19 protein-coding genes are annotated in these 14673 nt (G+C 60.6%); 14 read left to right on the plus strand and 5 right to left on the minus strand.

What is annotated here, in order from left to right; genetic code table 11:
- The first annotated feature begins 3 nt into the window (after positions 1-3).
- The 4 genes from ACMUVN_RS04805 (at position 4) to ACMUVN_RS04820 (ending at position 4294) form a co-directional block, all read left to right on the plus strand.
- The gene (locus ACMUVN_RS04805) at positions 4-636 is read left to right on the plus strand and encodes a uracil-DNA glycosylase family protein (RefSeq protein WP_047610204.1); all 633 of its coding nucleotides are present in this window, start codon (positions 4-6) and stop codon (positions 634-636) included.
- 69 nt (positions 637-705) lie between these two features.
- A complete protein-coding gene (locus ACMUVN_RS04810; protein ID WP_004678404.1) occupies positions 706-1194 on the plus strand; it encodes an Lrp/AsnC family transcriptional regulator in 489 nt (162 codons plus the stop codon).
- A 731-nt stretch (positions 1195-1925) separates the two neighbouring features.
- Entirely contained in the window at positions 1926-2948 is a 1023-nt protein-coding gene (locus ACMUVN_RS04815; protein ID WP_047610200.1) for a porin, read from the plus strand.
- A 449-nt stretch (positions 2949-3397) separates the two neighbouring features.
- Positions 3398-4294: a LysR substrate-binding domain-containing protein gene (locus tag ACMUVN_RS04820; RefSeq protein ID WP_047610198.1), complete on the plus strand. Its 897-nt coding sequence runs from the start codon at positions 3398-3400 to the stop codon at positions 4292-4294.
- 35 nt (positions 4295-4329) lie between these two features.
- On the opposite strand, the gene ACMUVN_RS04825 is transcribed toward ACMUVN_RS04820, so the two are convergent.
- Both ACMUVN_RS04825 and ACMUVN_RS04830 read right to left on the minus strand, forming a co-directional pair.
- Positions 4330-5013 carry a DNA alkylation repair protein gene (locus ACMUVN_RS04825; protein WP_047610196.1) on the minus strand — a complete coding sequence of 228 codons (684 nt, stop codon included), beginning with the start codon at positions 5011-5013 and terminating at the stop codon, positions 4330-4332.
- A complete protein-coding gene (locus ACMUVN_RS04830; protein ID WP_047610195.1) occupies positions 5010-5879 on the minus strand; it encodes an NAD(P)-dependent oxidoreductase in 870 nt (289 codons plus the stop codon). The genes ACMUVN_RS04825 and ACMUVN_RS04830 overlap by 4 nt, the downstream gene beginning before the upstream one ends.
- Positions 5880-6041: 162 nt before the next feature.
- On the opposite strand from ACMUVN_RS04830, the gene ACMUVN_RS04835 reads away from it, so the two are divergent.
- The 10 genes from ACMUVN_RS04835 to ACMUVN_RS04880 all read left to right on the plus strand — a co-directional run bounded on the left by ACMUVN_RS04835 (position 6042) and on the right by ACMUVN_RS04880 (position 13099).
- Positions 6042-6419 carry a hypothetical protein gene (locus ACMUVN_RS04835; protein ID WP_047610193.1) on the plus strand — a complete coding sequence of 126 codons (378 nt, stop codon included), beginning with the start codon at positions 6042-6044 and terminating at the stop codon, positions 6417-6419.
- 188 nt (positions 6420-6607) lie between these two features.
- On the plus strand, positions 6608-7573 hold the full coding sequence (locus ACMUVN_RS04840) for an aliphatic sulfonate ABC transporter substrate-binding protein (RefSeq protein ID WP_047610191.1): 966 nt from the start codon (positions 6608-6610) through the stop codon (positions 7571-7573).
- 362 nt (positions 7574-7935) lie between these two features.
- Complete coding sequence (gene ssuD / locus ACMUVN_RS04845) at positions 7936-9111, plus strand: FMNH2-dependent alkanesulfonate monooxygenase (RefSeq protein ID WP_047610189.1); 1176 nt, start codon at positions 7936-7938, stop codon at positions 9109-9111.
- A gap of 85 nt (positions 9112-9196) precedes the next feature.
- A complete protein-coding gene (locus ACMUVN_RS04850) occupies positions 9197-10033 on the plus strand; it encodes an ABC transporter permease subunit (protein ID WP_047610188.1) in 837 nt (278 codons plus the stop codon).
- A 10-nt stretch (positions 10034-10043) separates the two neighbouring features.
- Positions 10044-10868 (plus strand): ATP-binding cassette domain-containing protein, encoded by an 825-nt coding sequence (locus ACMUVN_RS04855; protein WP_132572001.1) that lies wholly within the window; start codon positions 10044-10046, stop codon positions 10866-10868.
- 247 nt (positions 10869-11115) lie between these two features.
- On the plus strand, positions 11116-11439 hold the full coding sequence (locus ACMUVN_RS04860) for an ArsR/SmtB family transcription factor (protein WP_097543685.1): 324 nt from the start codon (positions 11116-11118) through the stop codon (positions 11437-11439).
- Positions 11436-11846: an SRPBCC family protein gene (locus ACMUVN_RS04865; protein WP_047610183.1), complete on the plus strand. Its 411-nt coding sequence runs from the start codon at positions 11436-11438 to the stop codon at positions 11844-11846. The genes ACMUVN_RS04860 and ACMUVN_RS04865 overlap by 4 nt, the downstream gene beginning before the upstream one ends.
- Positions 11847-11905: 59 nt before the next feature.
- Complete coding sequence (locus ACMUVN_RS04870; protein ID WP_047610181.1) at positions 11906-12127, plus strand: hypothetical protein; 222 nt, start codon at positions 11906-11908, stop codon at positions 12125-12127.
- 11 nt (positions 12128-12138) lie between these two features.
- Entirely contained in the window at positions 12139-12609 is a 471-nt protein-coding gene (locus ACMUVN_RS04875; protein ID WP_047611631.1) for a DUF1801 domain-containing protein, read from the plus strand.
- Positions 12610-12643: 34 nt separating this feature from the next.
- Entirely contained in the window at positions 12644-13099 is a 456-nt protein-coding gene (locus ACMUVN_RS04880) for a DUF1801 domain-containing protein (RefSeq protein WP_063475037.1), read from the plus strand.
- 28 nt (positions 13100-13127) lie between these two features.
- On the opposite strand, the gene ACMUVN_RS04885 is transcribed toward ACMUVN_RS04880, so the two are convergent.
- From ACMUVN_RS04885 to ACMUVN_RS04895, 3 genes are read right to left on the minus strand one after another with little or no spacing between them, the layout of a single operon-like run.
- Positions 13128-13604 carry an SRPBCC family protein gene (locus ACMUVN_RS04885; RefSeq protein WP_047610179.1) on the minus strand — a complete coding sequence of 159 codons (477 nt, stop codon included), beginning with the start codon at positions 13602-13604 and terminating at the stop codon, positions 13128-13130.
- Complete coding sequence (locus ACMUVN_RS04890; RefSeq protein WP_047610177.1) at positions 13601-13942, minus strand: ArsR/SmtB family transcription factor; 342 nt, start codon at positions 13940-13942, stop codon at positions 13601-13603. The genes ACMUVN_RS04885 and ACMUVN_RS04890 overlap by 4 nt, the downstream gene beginning before the upstream one ends.
- A complete protein-coding gene (locus tag ACMUVN_RS04895; protein ID WP_047610174.1) occupies positions 13939-14625 on the minus strand; it encodes a glutathione S-transferase family protein in 687 nt (228 codons plus the stop codon). Before ACMUVN_RS04895 ends, ACMUVN_RS04890 begins: the two co-directional genes overlap by 4 nt.
- Between the last annotated feature and the right edge of the window lie 48 nt (positions 14626-14673).

The raw sequence follows: 14673 nt of genomic DNA on the forward strand, positions 1-14673 counted from the left end.
GCCATGAACGATGAAGCCACGCTGGAGACGTTGCGGCGGGAGATCGCGTCCTGCCGAATCTGTCGTGACACGCCGGCGAAGGGGCCCGAATACCGGCTGCCGCACGAGCCGCGGCCGGTGGCGGTGATTTCGTCGAGCGCGCGCATCCTGATCGCCGGACAGGCGCCGGGACTTCGGGTGCATGAGAGCGGCCTGCCGTTCGACGATGCTTCCGGCGACCGGCTGCGGTCATGGCTCGGCGTTGACAGGGCAAGCTTCTACGACTGCGACCGATTCGCCATCGTTGGTATGGGCTTCTGTTTTCCTGGCTACGACGATAAGGGTGCCGATCTGCCGCCGCGGCGCGAATGCGCGCCGTTCTGGCGGCAAAGAGTGATCTCGGCCATGCCGCAGATCGAACTGGTGCTGGTCATCGGCCAATATGCGCAGGCCTGGCATATGACCGGTGAAAAGCGGGGCAATATGACCGAGACGGTGCGGGCGTGGCGTGACGGTCTTCTGTCCGGCCGATCGCCGACGGTGCTGCCGCTGCCGCATCCGAGCTGGCGTAACAGCGGGTGGCTGAAGCGCAATCCCTGGTTCGAGAAAGAATTGCTCCCGGTCTTGCAGGATCGGACGAAAAAGCTGCTTTCCTGAAACAAAATTCTTTTCGTCGCGCGGAATCGAGTTATACAAAGAAAATAATTCGAAAGGACTGTTGTGCGCATGGACCGCCTCGACCGAAAAATACTGCGTCTTCTGCAAGAAGATTCGACTCTTGCCGTTGCCGATCTCGCCAAGAAAGTGGGGCTCTCGACGACGCCATGCTGGCGGCGCATCCAGAAGATGGAAGAAGACGGCGTCATCAAGCGCCGAGTCGCCATCCTCGATCCGGAGAAGGTCAACACCAAGGTCACCGTCTTCGTGTCGATTCGCACTGCCACCCATTCGATCGAATGGTTGCGGCGCTTTTCCGAGGTGGTCGCCGAATTCCCCGAAGTGGTCGAATTCTACCGGATGAGCGGCGATGTCGACTATCTCCTGCGAGTCGTCGTGCCCGATATCGCCGCCTATGACGCCTTTTATAAGCGGATGATCGCCAAGATCGAGATTCGCGACGTCTCATCGGCCTTCGCGATGGAGCAGATCAAGTATTCGACGCAACTGCCGCTCGACTACATGATTCTCGAGAATGCCAAGTCCAACGAGGATTGAGTCTCCCGGCGCGATCGCCGATCGCGTGGGAAAGCGATAAGTTGCAACAAAGCGAGTCGTGCGGTCCGAGACCGCACGCGACATGCTCGATCGCACGCCGATTGCGGCCTGCTTGAGGCAGGCCCCGCCACATTTAAGTATACTCGCTCGGTAAGAGCTAAGAGTAAGACAATGTGGCTTCGGACTGCACAAAACCCCCAAAAATAGCAAAAAACGCCCAAATCGTGCTGGAATCCGCAAAATATATATAGCCTGGTAAGGATTGCGGAGTTATTATCCATCTCATCAGTGGGCGTTATGTCATTATTTCGTCGCATTGGTATCGAATTCGGAACACCATGTTCTAAGCCGCTGCCTTGTATGTGTTCATTAGCCGGCGGTAGAGTTTATGCGCTTCACCAGTGTGTTCGACGGGGGTCGAACGGTGGAGAATTTGACAAATGGGGCGTAGCGTTTGCGGCTTGCGATGGAGGATTTCCGTCGCGGAGCCGTTTGGTGTGTTTTCTTCCTAGATAATTGAAATTGTTGTATAAAAATCACGTCCCCAGGGAAAGTTGCTCAACGGAACCCATCTGGCGTGTATCGAGAATTGCTTGATCAAGCCTTGTATGTGATGACGGTTTGGCGGTTCGATCGATCCGCACGCCGAGATGGCTGTTCAAACTGGGCCGGCTTCAAATCGACTACCCGATTGGAAGCCAGCCCCGATCGACAAAGGAATGGATTGGTAAATGAACATCAGAATGGTTTTGCTTGCATCAGCAGCAGCATTTGCTGCATCGACGCCGGTTCTTGCAGCTGACGCTATTGTTGCTGCTGAGCCGGAACCGGTTGAATATGTTCGCGTCTGCGACGCTTACGGCACCGGCTACTTCTACATCCCGGGCACCGAAACCTGCCTCAAGATCGAAGGCTACATCCGTTTCCAGGTCAACGTTGGCGAAGATGTCGGCGGCGATTCGGACTGGGATGCCGTCACCCGCGGTCAGGTTCAGTTCACGGCCAAGAGCGACACCGAGTATGGTCCGCTGACCGGCGTCATCGTCATGCAGTTCAATGCTGACAACGCCACCGATCAGGAAGCTATTCTCGACTCCGCTTACCTCGACGTCGCGGGCTTCCGCGCCGGTCTCTTCTACAGCTGGTGGGACGATGGTCTCTCCGGCGAAACCGACGACATCGGTTCGGTTGTAACGCTCCACAACTCCATCCGCTATCAATATGAAAGCGGCACCTTCTACGCCGGCATCAGCGTCGACGAACTGGAAGATGGCGTTTACAAGGTTGGTGAAGAAGCCAACAACGTTGGCGTTGCTGTTGGTCTCGGCGGCACTGCCGGTGCGTTCAGCTACCAGATCACTGCCGGCTACGACGTCGACAATGAAGACGGTGCTGTCCGTGCAATGGGTACGGTTGACATCGGTCCCGGCACGCTCGGCCTCGCCGGCGTATACTCCACCGGCCCGAACTCCTACTACTCGACGGCTGAATGGGCTGTTGCTGCCGAATACGCAATCAAGGCAACCGACAAGCTCAAGATCACCCCGGCCGTTCAGTACTACGGCAACTACTTTGGCGGTTCCAAGGTTGTTCCGGATGACTTCGACGGTCTCGGCGATGCATGGAAGGTCGGTCTGACGGTTGATTACCAGATCGTCGACAACTTCTACGCCAAGGCTTCGGTTCAGTACCTCGATCCGGATGATGGCGACGACTCCACGACGGGCTACTTCCGTCTGCAGCGTTCGTTCTAATCCACTTGGTGGATGCTCCCGGTCTTCGGACCGGGAGCACTTAAATCAGTTTCTGATCCGAGTGACCTCCGATCAGCTACGGGGACGTGTCCGGTCTTCCCTGCCGGACCGTCCTTGCATTGTTTTTGGCGTGCAGTCTTCAACGCCGCCGATCACGATGGCCTTTCAGGTGAGCCGAACCGGCGCGTTGCGTATCGCAGGTCGGCATCCTGCCAGCCTTGTTTCCCGAGGCCCCCGTTTTTCCAATTTTTGAAATGAGCTGGTTCAGCCGATAGAAATACCGCACAGACGGCTGTCGATTGCTGTCCTGCTCGGCGTTGGTTGGCTTTGCCGCAACATGTCGTGAAAAGAAAGTCCAATGCCGACAATGTGATCACAGCTTTTTTGGAGAGAGGGTACAACCTTTGCAGGGGCTGGCCTTCATTCCTACTCTCGGATAGCTTGTGCTTATGGATGATCTCAACGATTATTATTATTTCGCCGCTGTCGTCTCCAGCGGCGGTTTTGCTTCTGCAAGTCGCGATCTCAAGATACCGCGTTCGAAACTGAGCAGGCGGGTCAGCCGGCTTGAGGACGGTCTTGGCGCAAGGCTTATAGAACGCTCGACCCGTCACTTCCGGGTGACAGAGATCGGCCAAGCTTTCTACGAAAGATGCCAGACCATCCTGCAGGAGGCCGATCGCGCCAAATCGCTCGTCAGCGAGGCTCAGTCCGACCCGCAAGGTGTGGTGCGGATGGCCTGTCCGCTCGGTCTCGTCGACATTTCGGTCGGGGGGATCCTGCCCGAATTCCTGGAACGTTATCCGAAGATCAAGCTGCAGATCATCGGCTCCGACCGGCGCGCCGACCTCATCAACGAACGGATCGACCTTGAGGTGAGGGCGACCAACGAGCCGGAGACGCAGACGAGCCTGACGATGCGCAAGCTCGACCGTATCAGGCGTATCCTGGTGGCAAGTCCCGCGCTCGTCGAGCGTACCGGTAGCTTGAATGGTGTGGATGATCTCGCCGATCTGCCGACGTTGGCGATGACGTCATGGGTGTCGTTCCATACCTGGGAATTGATCGGTCCAAATGACGTCAAACGAGTGATTCGGCATCAGCCGCGGCTCACCTGCCGCAGCATGACAGCCATCCTCGACGCGGCCCGTGCCGGCCTCGGCTTCGGGCTTTTGCTCGAGAGTGCCTGCGAGGCCGATCTCCGGGCGGGCAAACTGGTGCGGGTGCTGCCGGAATGGCAGTCGGAGGAGAGCCAGTTCTACATCGTCTTCACGACCGCCAAGGGCATGCCGCCGGCAGTCCGCGTGCTGATCGATTTCCTGGTCGAGAAATCCAGGCAGCATTGACGAAGAGGCGCGGCACCTTGGAGCCGGCCTCTGCCTTATTTCAGCCGCGCCAGCAGCTTTTCGCCGGCCAATTCCCTGACGGCATCCTTGCCGATCCAGCGGGCGGTCTTATCAGAGCTCTCCGCCAGGGTCGTTGCGAGCGCCAACGCCGGCGCATGGCAGGCGAGATTACGCTTGCCGATGCTGCGCAGCGCCCAATTCACCGCCTTGCGCACGAAGTTTCGTGGATCGCCGGAATGGACCTCGATCAGCGGCAACCAGGCAAGGATAGCCGCATCGGGCTCCTTCTTTCGATGGACGGCGGCACCTGATATCATGGCGAAGGCGGTGCGTCGGACGAATTCGCGCTCGTCGTCTGCGAAGTCCCGGACGAGGTCATCCAGCCGAGCCTCGACGAAGAGATCGGCGGCGCAATCGACGATTTCCCATGAGTCGAAATCATTGGCCCAATTTCGAGCCTCTTCCATCGTCAAGCGTTTCGGCTCGGCGGTGTAGAGGGCGAGCAGGCGGGCTTCGCGGATATCGCTTCGCCAGAGCTGCATCGCCCTGACGTGATCCTTCTTCGCCAGTCTGGCGACCGCCCTGATATCGGGATTGGAGATACCAAGGGCGCGGCCGGTGACGATACCAAAGCGCGCCATGGCGGCGACATTCTCCTCCGAGCGCAGCGTTTCGAGATGCGCGATCAATCCGGCCGCATCGGAGGAGGGGCCGATCATTTCTCGAGGCGGGCGAGCAGCGAGGATGTGTCCCAGCGATTGCCGCCCATCGCCTGAACGTCGCCATAAAACTGGTCGACGACGGCGGTGACAGGCAGCTTGGCGCCGTTGCGGCGAGCTTCGGTGAGCACGATGCCGAGATCCTTGCGCATCCAGTCGACCGCAAAGCCGAAATCATATTTGCCGGCGTTCATGGTCTTGTGGCGGTTTTCCATCTGCCAGGAGCCGGCTGCGCCCTTGGAGATCACCTCGACGACCTTTTCGATATCGAGGCCGGCGCGCTTGCCGAAATGCAGCGCTTCGGCAAGCCCCTGGACGAGGCCGGCGATGCAGATCTGGTTGACCATCTTGGTCAGCTGGCCCGAGCCTGCCGGCCCCATCAGACCGACCATGCGGGCATAGGCGTCGATCACAGGCCTGGCGCGTTCGAAGACGGCTTCGTCGCCGCCGCACATGACGGTCAGGACGCCGTTTTCAGCGCCGGCCTGGCCGCCGGAGACGGGAGCATCGATGAAATCGACGCCTCGTTCCTTTGCCGCCGCATAAAGTTCGCGGGCGACCTCGGCGCTGGCGGTGGTGTTGTCGATCAGCACCGAGCCTGGCTTCATACCGTGCAAGGCGCCGTTCTCGCCCGATGTCACCGATCGGAGATCTTCGTCATTGCCGACGCAAACGAAGACGAAATCGGCCCCAGTGGCAGCTTCTGCCGGGGTAGGGGCGGATTTGCCGGAGAATTTCTCGGCCCAGGCGGCGGCTTTTTCGGCAGTGCGATTGTAGACGGTAACATCGTGGCCGCCCTTCGTCTTCAGATGGCCTGCCATGGGAAACCCCATGACGCCGAGACCGATGAACGCGACTTTAGCCATATGTCCTATCCTTTTCCTCAAGTGCAGGCTTGAGGATTAACCGAAACGGCGGGAGCAGAAAAGCCCGTGAAGAAGGACTTGTTTCCGATTGGTGCATAGGAGGCTGGCCACCGTTCGGCCGAGCCCTAGATTGGGAAGAAGGCATTATGTTCCGAGGGTGACATGAGCGAAATTCCGACGATCAAGCCGCGGCGCAAAGGCCGCAGCGGAACGCAGGCGATGCTCATTCCATCGCAGCAGATGGTCGTAGAGCAGATTCGATCAGCGCCGGAAGGTGTGCTTACCGACATCGGCGTCCTCCGCCGCCGTCTCGCTGTCCAATACGGGGCGGATGCCTGTTGCCCGGTGACCGTGCAGCGGCATTTGCGTGCGATCGCCGAACTGTCCTTCGGTGCGCTGGAAAAGGACGAACCGGTTTCGACGCTCACGCCCTATTGGCGCATGGTCGATCCCGCAAGCCTGCTTGCCAAGCGCCTTGCCGGCGGCCCAACCTTCATCCGTGAGCGTCTGGCCGCCGAAGGCTGGGACGGGGTGGAATAGCAGCCGGCAAAGCGGACGCGCGAAAAAAATCCGCTTAACCGCGATATCCGGGCCGCAAAATTTCAGCAATGGCCGAATCTTGCAAATAAAATTGTCGATATAAATTATAGATTTCATCATCATGACACTCATCGCTGAAAGGTCGACCAGCCGAAAACAGGCTCGGCGCCATCAAAAAGGGGAAAGTCATGATTTCACGTCGACAAACTCTCGGGCTTTTCGCAGCAGCCGCGGCCACGGCAATTCTGCCAGCTGTCAGGCCGGCACGCGCTGCCGCCAGCGAGTTCCGTATCGGCTGGCAGAAGAACGGCGTGTTGGCGCTCGCCAAGCGTCGCAGCGCACTTGAGAAGCGGCTTGCCGATCGCGGCATTACCGTCAGCTGGTCGGAATTCACCTCCGGCCCGCCGCTGCTCGAAGCACTGGGCGCCGGCGCCCTCGATTTCGGCGCGACCGGCGATGTGCCGCCGCTCTTTGCCCAAGCGGCCGGCGGGCAGCTCTATTATGTCGGTCTCTACAAGGGTAGCCCGGCAGCCTCGGCCATCGTCGTGCGCAAGGATTCGCCGATCAAGACGCTTGAGGACCTCAAGGGTAAGAAGGTCGCCTTCAAGCGCGGCTCTAGCGCCCATAACGTAACCGTCAAGGTTTTGCGTAAGGCGGGCCTGAAGCCCGAAGATGTCGAGCAGCTCGACCTTTCGCCGCCGGATGCCGCCGCCTCCTTCAAGAATGGTAGCATCGATGCCTGGTCGATCTGGGATCCTTATCTGGCGATTGCCGAAGCCGATCCGGAGACGCGTATCCTGACGACCGCCGAAGGCATCGTCGACTCCTACAGTTTCTTCCTCGCCAACCGTGATTTCACCGACGCCAACGGGCAGGTGATCGTCGACGTGATCGACGAGCTTGCCAAGGTCGGCAAGTCGGCACAAAGCAATCTCGACGCGACGGTGAAGGAGCTTTCCGAGATCACCGGCGTGCCGGTTGAGGTGACGCGCGTGACATTGACGCGCAAGGGCGCCGACCTCGGCAGCGTCTCGACCATCACCGATGCCGCTGCCGCCTATCAGCAGTCGCTCGCCGATGAGTTCTACGGGCTCGGCATCCTGCCGAAGAAGCTTACGACCGGTGATATCGTCTGGCGTCCCAAGGCGAGCTGATTTTTCGCCGGGGGCCAAGTTTTTCGCGCGGCGACATGGAGTGGGCCTCCATGTCGCCGATCCGGAAAAATATTCTCCAAAACGGATTACAATAGCAAATTGATATTGTCGATCTAATTGGTGGTCTATGCCACTATTCTGGCGATCGGTGGGTGGGTGCCGGGAAGGTAGCCAGCCGATCGACAGGAATATTCAGATGCTCACGCACAGTCAGCCACCCGGCCTTCTCACGACCTGCGCCGCCACCGCGATCCTCCCAAGCATCCGTGCGGCGGCGCTGCGTAGGCAGACGGTTTGCGCTTGCCCGGGGGCCATCTCGACCGCGTGTTGATTTTCGAATTCGCAGCAAAGGACCGTCTTCCATGACCACCACCTCAAATCCCATCAATTTCCTCTGGTTCATCCCGACCTCAGGCGACGGCACCTATCTCGGCTCCTCCGAGCTCAACCGCGCGCCCGAGATCGGTTATCTCACGCAGATCGCCCAGGCCGTCGACCGGCTCGGCTATTCCGGCGTGCTGCTGCCGACTGGGGTTGCCTGCGAAGAATCCTTCGTGACGGCGGCAGCTCTTGCCGCCAAGACCGAGAAGCTGCAGTTCCTGGTGGCGATCCGCCCCGGCACGGCGTCTCCTGCCTACTATGCGCGTCTTGCGACGACGCTCGACCGCATCTCCAACGGCCGGCTGCTGCTCAACATCGTCGTCGGCGGCAGCCCGGCGGAGCTTGCCGGCGACGGCATCCATCTCGAGCATGACGAGCGCTATGCCCATGCCGAGGAGTTCTTCACCGTCTTCGAGGAATTGCTGGAAAAGGGAACGGCAAGCTTCGACGGCAAATACATCAAGGCGACCAATGCGCGCCTCGGCTTTCCTTCGGTGCAGAACCCGCGCCCGCCGCTTTATTTCGGCGGCTCGTCGGACGCCGGCATCGATTTCTCCGTCGGCCGTGTCGACAAATACCTGACCTGGGGCGAGCCGCCGGCACAGGTAGCCGAAAAGGTCGCCAAGGTGCGCAAGGCCGCCGGCGAGCGCGGTCGCGAGGTGAGCTTCGGCATCCGCCTGCACTTCATCGTGCGCGAAACCGATGAGGAGGCATGGGAGGCGGCCGAACGGCTGATCCGCCATCTCGACGACGATACGATTCGCGAGGCGCAGGAGCGCTTCGTCCACGAGTCCGACTCGGTCGGCCAGAAACGCATGGCCGCCCTTCATGGCGGGCGCCGCGATAAACTCGAAGTCTCGCCGAACCTCTGGGCCGGCGTCGGCCTGGTGCGCGCTGGTGCAGGCACCGCGCTTGTGGGGTCACCGAAGACGGTGGCCGCGCGCCTTCGCGAATATCAGGAGATCGGAATCGATACGGTGATCGGTTCCGGCTATCCGCATCTCGAAGAGGCCTATCGCGTCGCCGAGCTGCTTTTCCCCGAACTCGGCATCACCCGCGAGCAGCAGCGCCTGGGCTTCAACAATGAGTTCGGGCGCAAGCAGGTTTTCGCCGGCGGTAGCCATGGCGGCAATCTGAAAGTCGTCTCCGGTTCCTGAGTTCGACGAAGACGCAGAGCGCGACACCGTCGCAAGCCGTCTACGGCTTGCGGCGTCCTGTTCCCGAAAAGCGTGAGGACATTGCATGTCGACTTTCGATACTCCGTTCGTACGGTCTGTCGCTTCCGAAAAGGCCGCGAAGGCGGGTTTACGCCTGCCGTTGCCCGGCCTGGAGAAGCTGACGCCTTACCTAGTGCCGGTGGTGATCGTGGCCTTCTGGCAGCTTGCCTCCTCTGTCGGCTGGATCTCGTCGCGCATCATGCCGTCGCCGGCCGATGTCGGCCTCGCCTTCTGGTCGACGACGGTTTCCGGCCAGTTGCCGAACGACGTGCTGGTGAGCGCCGGCCGCGCCTTTGCCGGCCTTCTCGTCGGCGGCTCGATCGGTTTCCTGCTCGGCATTGCCAATGGCGTGTCGCGCATTTCCGAACAGCTGACCGATACAACACTGCAGATGCTGCGCACCATTCCGCACCTGGCGATGATCCCGCTCGTCATCCTGTGGTTCGGGATCGGCGAGGAATCGAAGCTCTTTTTGACCTCGCTCGGCGTGCTTTTCCCGGTTTATCTCAACACCTATCATGGAGTGCGCAATGTCGATCGCGACCTGATCGAGATGGGCAAGGTCTATGGCATGGGCAATTGGACGCTGTTCCGCAAGGTGATCTTTCCAGGCGCGCTGCCGTCGATCTTCGTCGGCTTGAGATATGCGCTGGGCATCATGTGGCTGACGCTGATCGTATCGGAATCGATCGCTGCATCGTCCGGCATCGGTCACATGGCCAACAATGCTCGCGAATTCATGATGACTGACGTCGTCGTGCTCGCCCTTGTCATCTATGCCGTGCTCGGCAAGCTTGCCGATGTCATCGCCCGGGCGCTGGAGAAGCGGACGCTCGCCTGGAACCCGGTCTATCAGAAATAGGAGAGACGCCATGACATCGATTGCGCATGAGCGTTTTCACGCTGCCGCCGACGAGCCGGCCTATGAATCTGCGGCGAAACGCATCGCCCCCGCGGGGGCGGCGGCGATCAGCCTGACGGGGCTTGAAAAGAGTTTTGGGACCAACCGCGTGTTGCGCGGCATCAACCTGCATATTCCGGCCGGCCAGTTCGTTGCCGTGATCGGCAAGAGCGGCTGCGGCAAGAGCACGCTGCTGCGCATCCTGATGGGCCTTGACGAGCCGAGCGCCGGCGAATTGCATTTCGGGGATGCCGAGGGCGCACAGGCGAGCCCGAATGCGCGCATCGTTTTCCAGGAGCCGCGGTTGCTGCCCTGGCTCAGCGTCGCCGACAATGTCGTGGTCGGGCTCGGTGACGGCATCGACCGACGGGCGGCGCTGAAGGCGACTGAGGCCGTGCTTGCCGAAGTCCAGCTTGGCGAGAAGACCGGCGAATGGCCGGCGCGGCTCTCCGGCGGTCAGCGGCAGCGTGTGGCGCTGGCACGGGCGCTGGTGAGCCGGCCGGGTGTGCTGGCGCTGGATGAGCCGCTCGGCGCGCTCGATGCGCTGACGCGGATCAGCATGCAGGAACTCATCAATCGCGTGTGGCGCGAACTCGGTTTCACCACTGTGCTCGTCACCCACGATGTCAGCGAAGCGGTGCATCTCGCCGATCGGGTCATCGTGCTCGACGAGGGGCGGATCGCGCTCGATCTTCCCATTCCCTATCCGCATCCGCGCCGGCATGGTAACCCCGACCTTGCCGAGCTCGAAGGCCGGCTGCTCGCCGCGATCCTCGGCACCGGCGGCGGTCATTGATCCCAGCGCTGTTCGCGAAGTTGCATGATCTCGGCATAAGCGAGGCGTGTCGACGCGAGCAGGCATGAGCGATGGCGAAATTGATAGGCGCATGGGTATGAGAAATCACTGTTCTCTGCCGAGGCATGCTGTTGCATGCGCGTAACTCACCAATAATGGCTCCCTCAAGTCGTCTTGCGCCAACTTGACTCACTCATACCTCTATGGCTATACGTATGACTCATAGCTATTGAGGTATGGATCGTAGATGTCGAACACTCAGGACATGCTCTTCAGAACGCTCGCCGACCCGACCCGGAGGGCGCTTTTCGAGCGGCTGTGCCGTGAAGGAGAAAAGACGGTCGGAGCTCTGACGGCGCGGGCAGGGGTCTCGCAACCAGTCGTTTCAAAACATCTCGGAATCCTGAAGCAGGCCGGATTGGTGCGCGACCGCCACGAAGGTCGCCAGACGCATTATAGTGCCCAGCTCGGTGCGCTGGCGCCACTGGTCGACTGGACAAGTGAGATGGCGGGCTTCTGGCAAAGCCGTTTCGACGCGCTCGAAGATTTGCTGAAGAGGATGGATCAATGACCTATATATCGACCGAAACACGTTCCGTCGTGATCGAACGGGAGATGCCTTTTCCCACGGACAAGATCTGGCGCGCGCTCACCCAGCCGCACCTGATCCAGGAGTGGCTGATGAAGAGTGACTTCAAACCGGTCGTCGACCACCGTTTCAACTTCAATGCCGATTGGGGCTCGGTCGACTGCCGGGTTCTGGAGGTCGAGCCGAACAAGACGCTCGCTTATAGCTGGGGCGCCTATGGCCTCGAAACCGTCGTCACCTGGACGCTCACGCCGACAGGCACGGGCACGCATCTGCGCATGGAACAGTCTGGTTTCCGGCCGGATCAGCGGCAGGCCTATGGAGGCGCCAGGAGCGGCTGGCCGCAGTTCTTCGAAAAGCTGGAGCAGGTTCTCGCGCGGACAGAGTGAGAGGCGCCCGCCCGGCAAGCAGCCCATCGTCAAGGCTCATTTCGAGGAGGAGGTCCCAATTGAACTGGAACAACTGGTTTCGGCAGATCCACCGATGGCTGTCCATTGCCTTTACGGTGGCGGTCATCGCCAATATCATCGCCATGGTGCGGGAGAAATCGTCCGTCTGGGTGGGCCTCTTGGCGCTGTTGCCGCTCACCTTGCTCCTGCTTACCGGTCTCTACTTGTTCGTCCTGCCATATGCCACCCGATGGCGCGGCGCGGGACGCAACGGCGGATAGGAGTGAAGGCGATGGCCGGCAAGACGTCCAAGACCGAAGCGAAGGTCACCAAGAAGGCAGCGGCCAAGCCGGCCACCGGGGAGCCGACGCTTCTCTCCGGCGGCAACCCTCAAATCGCCAAGGGTTACGGCGACGCTCCGGTGCAAGCCTATATCGCCGCCATGCCGGGCTGGAAAAGCGACGTCGGGCACCGCCTGGATGTGTTGATCACGCGCACGGTGCCCGGCGTATACAAGGCCGTCAAATGGAATTCGCCCCTTTACGGCATTGAAGGGCAGGGCTGGTTCCTCGGCGTTCATTGCTTCACGAAATACGTCAAGGTGGCTTTCTTCCGCGGCACGTCGCTGCATCCTCTGCCGCCCGGCCAATCCAAGCAGAAGGAAGTGCGCTACCTCGACATCCGCGAGAGCGACCAAATTGACGAAGCCCGGCTCGCCGCCTGGGTGGAGCAGGCCAGCCAATTGCCCGGCGAACGGATGTGAGCGGATGCCAGGCCGGCATCCAGCAACGACAACCATGAAGAAAGCGACAGCAGTCATGAAGAAGAGCGATTCCGGGGAAGGAAACGAGGGAGCCTCTCCCTCTCAGCTGATCGATGCGAGGATCGAGGAACTGCACGATTGGCGGGGCGAGATGCTTGCCCGCGTCCGCATGCTCATCCGGCAGGCCGAGCCCGCGGTGGTCGAGGAATGGAAGTGGAGAGGCGTTCCGGTGTGGGAGCGCGCCGGCATCATCTGCACCGGCGAGACCTATAAGAGCGTGGTGAAGCTGACCTTCGCCAAAGGCGCCTCGCTGGCGGATCCCTCAGGCCTCTTCAATTCCAGCCTTGACGGCAACGTCAGGCGCGCCATCGATTTTCATGAGGGCGACGAGATCGACGAGGAGGCGTTGAAGGCGCTCATTCGGAGTGCCGTCACACTCAACACTTCAACTCGCCCCGCCGGCTCGCGGAAGAAATCAAGCAACGCTTGACCCCTGGCAAGATCGCTGACATGCGATTTCAATGAATCGGGCTTTCCTCGCGCTCGAGGAAGAGTTCCAGATTGTCGAGGCCGATTTCGGTGCCCTGGAGGCGGGCACCGTTGTCGGCGTAGCCGTCAAGGAAGACCACCTGCTCAGTGAAGACCATTCTGGTTCCGCCGGGTTCGGCGTCGAAGACGACGGTGGTCAACGACGCGGAGATGCGGGTTTCCCCGAGCTTCATTTCATAGGCATAGATGATGCGGGTATCGGGTACGATATCGATGTAATGGGCGTCATAGGCGTGCAGAAGGCCGTCGGTATCGGCGACGTGGTTTCTTTCCGTGCCGCCGGGGCGGAAATCGAGCCGGTAGTCGAGCGGCACCCAGTCACCATGGCAGGCAAACCATTGGCGCTTGGCCTCCGGCGCCGACCAGGCGCGGAAGACGCGGGCAACCGGCGCTTTCAAATGGCGCTCGATGACGAGGGTGGCATGTTCGGCGGATCGTGTCGTCATTCGGGAAGGCCCTTTGTTTCATCGGCGAGAAATTGATCCAGCCTGTCGAAGGCGGTGGTCCAGCGGACCTTTCGCTGTTCCACCCAGCGTTCGACGGTGGCAAGCGCATCCTGCTGCAGGCGATAGGTTCGCACCCGGCCGGATTTTTCGGAGAGCACGAGGCCGCTCTCCTCCAGCACCTGCAGATGTTTCATCACCGTCGGCAAGGCAACCGCGAGCGGTGCGGCCAGTTCGGTAACGGAGGCCGGGCCGCGGCCGAGGCGATCGATCATGCCGCGGCGGCTGCGATCGGAAAGCGCATGGAACATACGGTCGAGATCCGCCTGGCTTTCGATCATCCCGCCGTATCCTGGAAGCGGACCGGCAGCCTGTCTTTGTAGGGGTAGAACTTGAAGTAGGGGCGGGCCTCTTCCAGAACCCTTGCAAAGGACGGGCGCGCTAGCAGTCGATCATAATAGGCGCGAAGGTTCGGCTGTTGCTGAGTGAAGGGGATCAGCGTCTCGGCATAGAAGAGAGCAGGCGCTGCGGCGCAATCAGCCATGGTGAGGGCGTCGCCTGATATCCATTGCTTGTCGGCGAGCTGCTTTTCGATCATCGCATAGGCGGTGGCGAGCGTCGCCTTGGCGGCGGCCACCTCGATTTCGTCAGCCGCTCCCTCGGGCCGCCGGCGATTGCTGACGAGCGTCTGCATCGGCGCCTGAACATAATGGTCGAAGAAGCGGTCCCAGAGGCGGACCTGGAGCGCCCGGTCGATCTCCGGCGGCAGCAGGCGAACGGGGCCGGGATAATATTGCTCGAGATATTCGATGATGATCGATGTCTCGGGAATGGTGCTGTCGCGCGCCTCGTCCCGGAGCAGCGGCATCTTGCCGATCGGCCAGAAACGGAAAAGATCGGCGCGTGAGGTCTCATCGGAAAGATCGACGATGCGATTTTCGAAGGGGGTGGCGTTTTCATAAAGCGCGATCAGCACTTTGTGGCAGAAGGAGGCGAGCGGATGCCCATAGAGCACGAGCGACATGCGGCAACCTTTCCTATCGTTGCGGTAAACTTTACCGATCGACTAACT

Source organism: Rhizobium sp. IY2, assembly GCF_047532935.1.
Taxonomy (GTDB): domain Bacteria; phylum Pseudomonadota; class Alphaproteobacteria; order Rhizobiales; family Rhizobiaceae; genus Rhizobium; species Rhizobium anhuiense.

Bases quoted from the DNA above. Each gene is read 5' to 3' on its own strand.
- ACMUVN_RS04805 (WP_047610204.1), top strand. From the start codon at position 4: ATGAACGATGAAGCCACGCTGGAGACGTTGCGGCGGGAGATCGCGTCC.
- ACMUVN_RS04810 (WP_004678404.1), top strand. From the start codon at position 706: ATGGACCGCCTCGACCGAAAAATACTGCGTCTTCTGCAAGAAGATTCG.
- ACMUVN_RS04815 (WP_047610200.1), top strand. From the start codon at position 1,926: ATGAACATCAGAATGGTTTTGCTTGCATCAGCAGCAGCATTTGCTGCA.
- ACMUVN_RS04820 (WP_047610198.1), top strand. From the start codon at position 3,398: ATGGATGATCTCAACGATTATTATTATTTCGCCGCTGTCGTCTCCAGC.
- ACMUVN_RS04825 (WP_047610196.1), bottom strand. From the start codon at position 5,013: ATGATCGGCCCCTCCTCCGATGCGGCCGGATTGATCGCGCATCTCGAA.
- ACMUVN_RS04830 (WP_047610195.1), bottom strand. From the start codon at position 5,879: ATGGCTAAAGTCGCGTTCATCGGTCTCGGCGTCATGGGGTTTCCCATG.
- ACMUVN_RS04835 (WP_047610193.1), top strand. From the start codon at position 6,042: ATGAGCGAAATTCCGACGATCAAGCCGCGGCGCAAAGGCCGCAGCGGA.
- ACMUVN_RS04840 (WP_047610191.1), top strand. From the start codon at position 6,608: ATGATTTCACGTCGACAAACTCTCGGGCTTTTCGCAGCAGCCGCGGCC.
- ssuD (WP_047610189.1), top strand. From the start codon at position 7,936: ATGACCACCACCTCAAATCCCATCAATTTCCTCTGGTTCATCCCGACC.
- ACMUVN_RS04850 (WP_047610188.1), top strand. From the start codon at position 9,197: ATGTCGACTTTCGATACTCCGTTCGTACGGTCTGTCGCTTCCGAAAAG.
- ACMUVN_RS04855 (WP_132572001.1), top strand. From the start codon at position 10,044: ATGACATCGATTGCGCATGAGCGTTTTCACGCTGCCGCCGACGAGCCG.
- ACMUVN_RS04860 (WP_097543685.1), top strand. From the start codon at position 11,116: ATGTCGAACACTCAGGACATGCTCTTCAGAACGCTCGCCGACCCGACC.
- ACMUVN_RS04865 (WP_047610183.1), top strand. From the start codon at position 11,436: ATGACCTATATATCGACCGAAACACGTTCCGTCGTGATCGAACGGGAG.
- ACMUVN_RS04875 (WP_047611631.1), top strand. From the start codon at position 12,139: ATGGCCGGCAAGACGTCCAAGACCGAAGCGAAGGTCACCAAGAAGGCA.
- ACMUVN_RS04880 (WP_063475037.1), top strand. From the start codon at position 12,644: ATGAAGAAAGCGACAGCAGTCATGAAGAAGAGCGATTCCGGGGAAGGA.
- ACMUVN_RS04885 (WP_047610179.1), bottom strand. From the start codon at position 13,604: ATGACGACACGATCCGCCGAACATGCCACCCTCGTCATCGAGCGCCAT.
- ACMUVN_RS04890 (WP_047610177.1), bottom strand. From the start codon at position 13,942: ATGATCGAAAGCCAGGCGGATCTCGACCGTATGTTCCATGCGCTTTCC.
- ACMUVN_RS04895 (WP_047610174.1), bottom strand. From the start codon at position 14,625: ATGTCGCTCGTGCTCTATGGGCATCCGCTCGCCTCCTTCTGCCACAAA.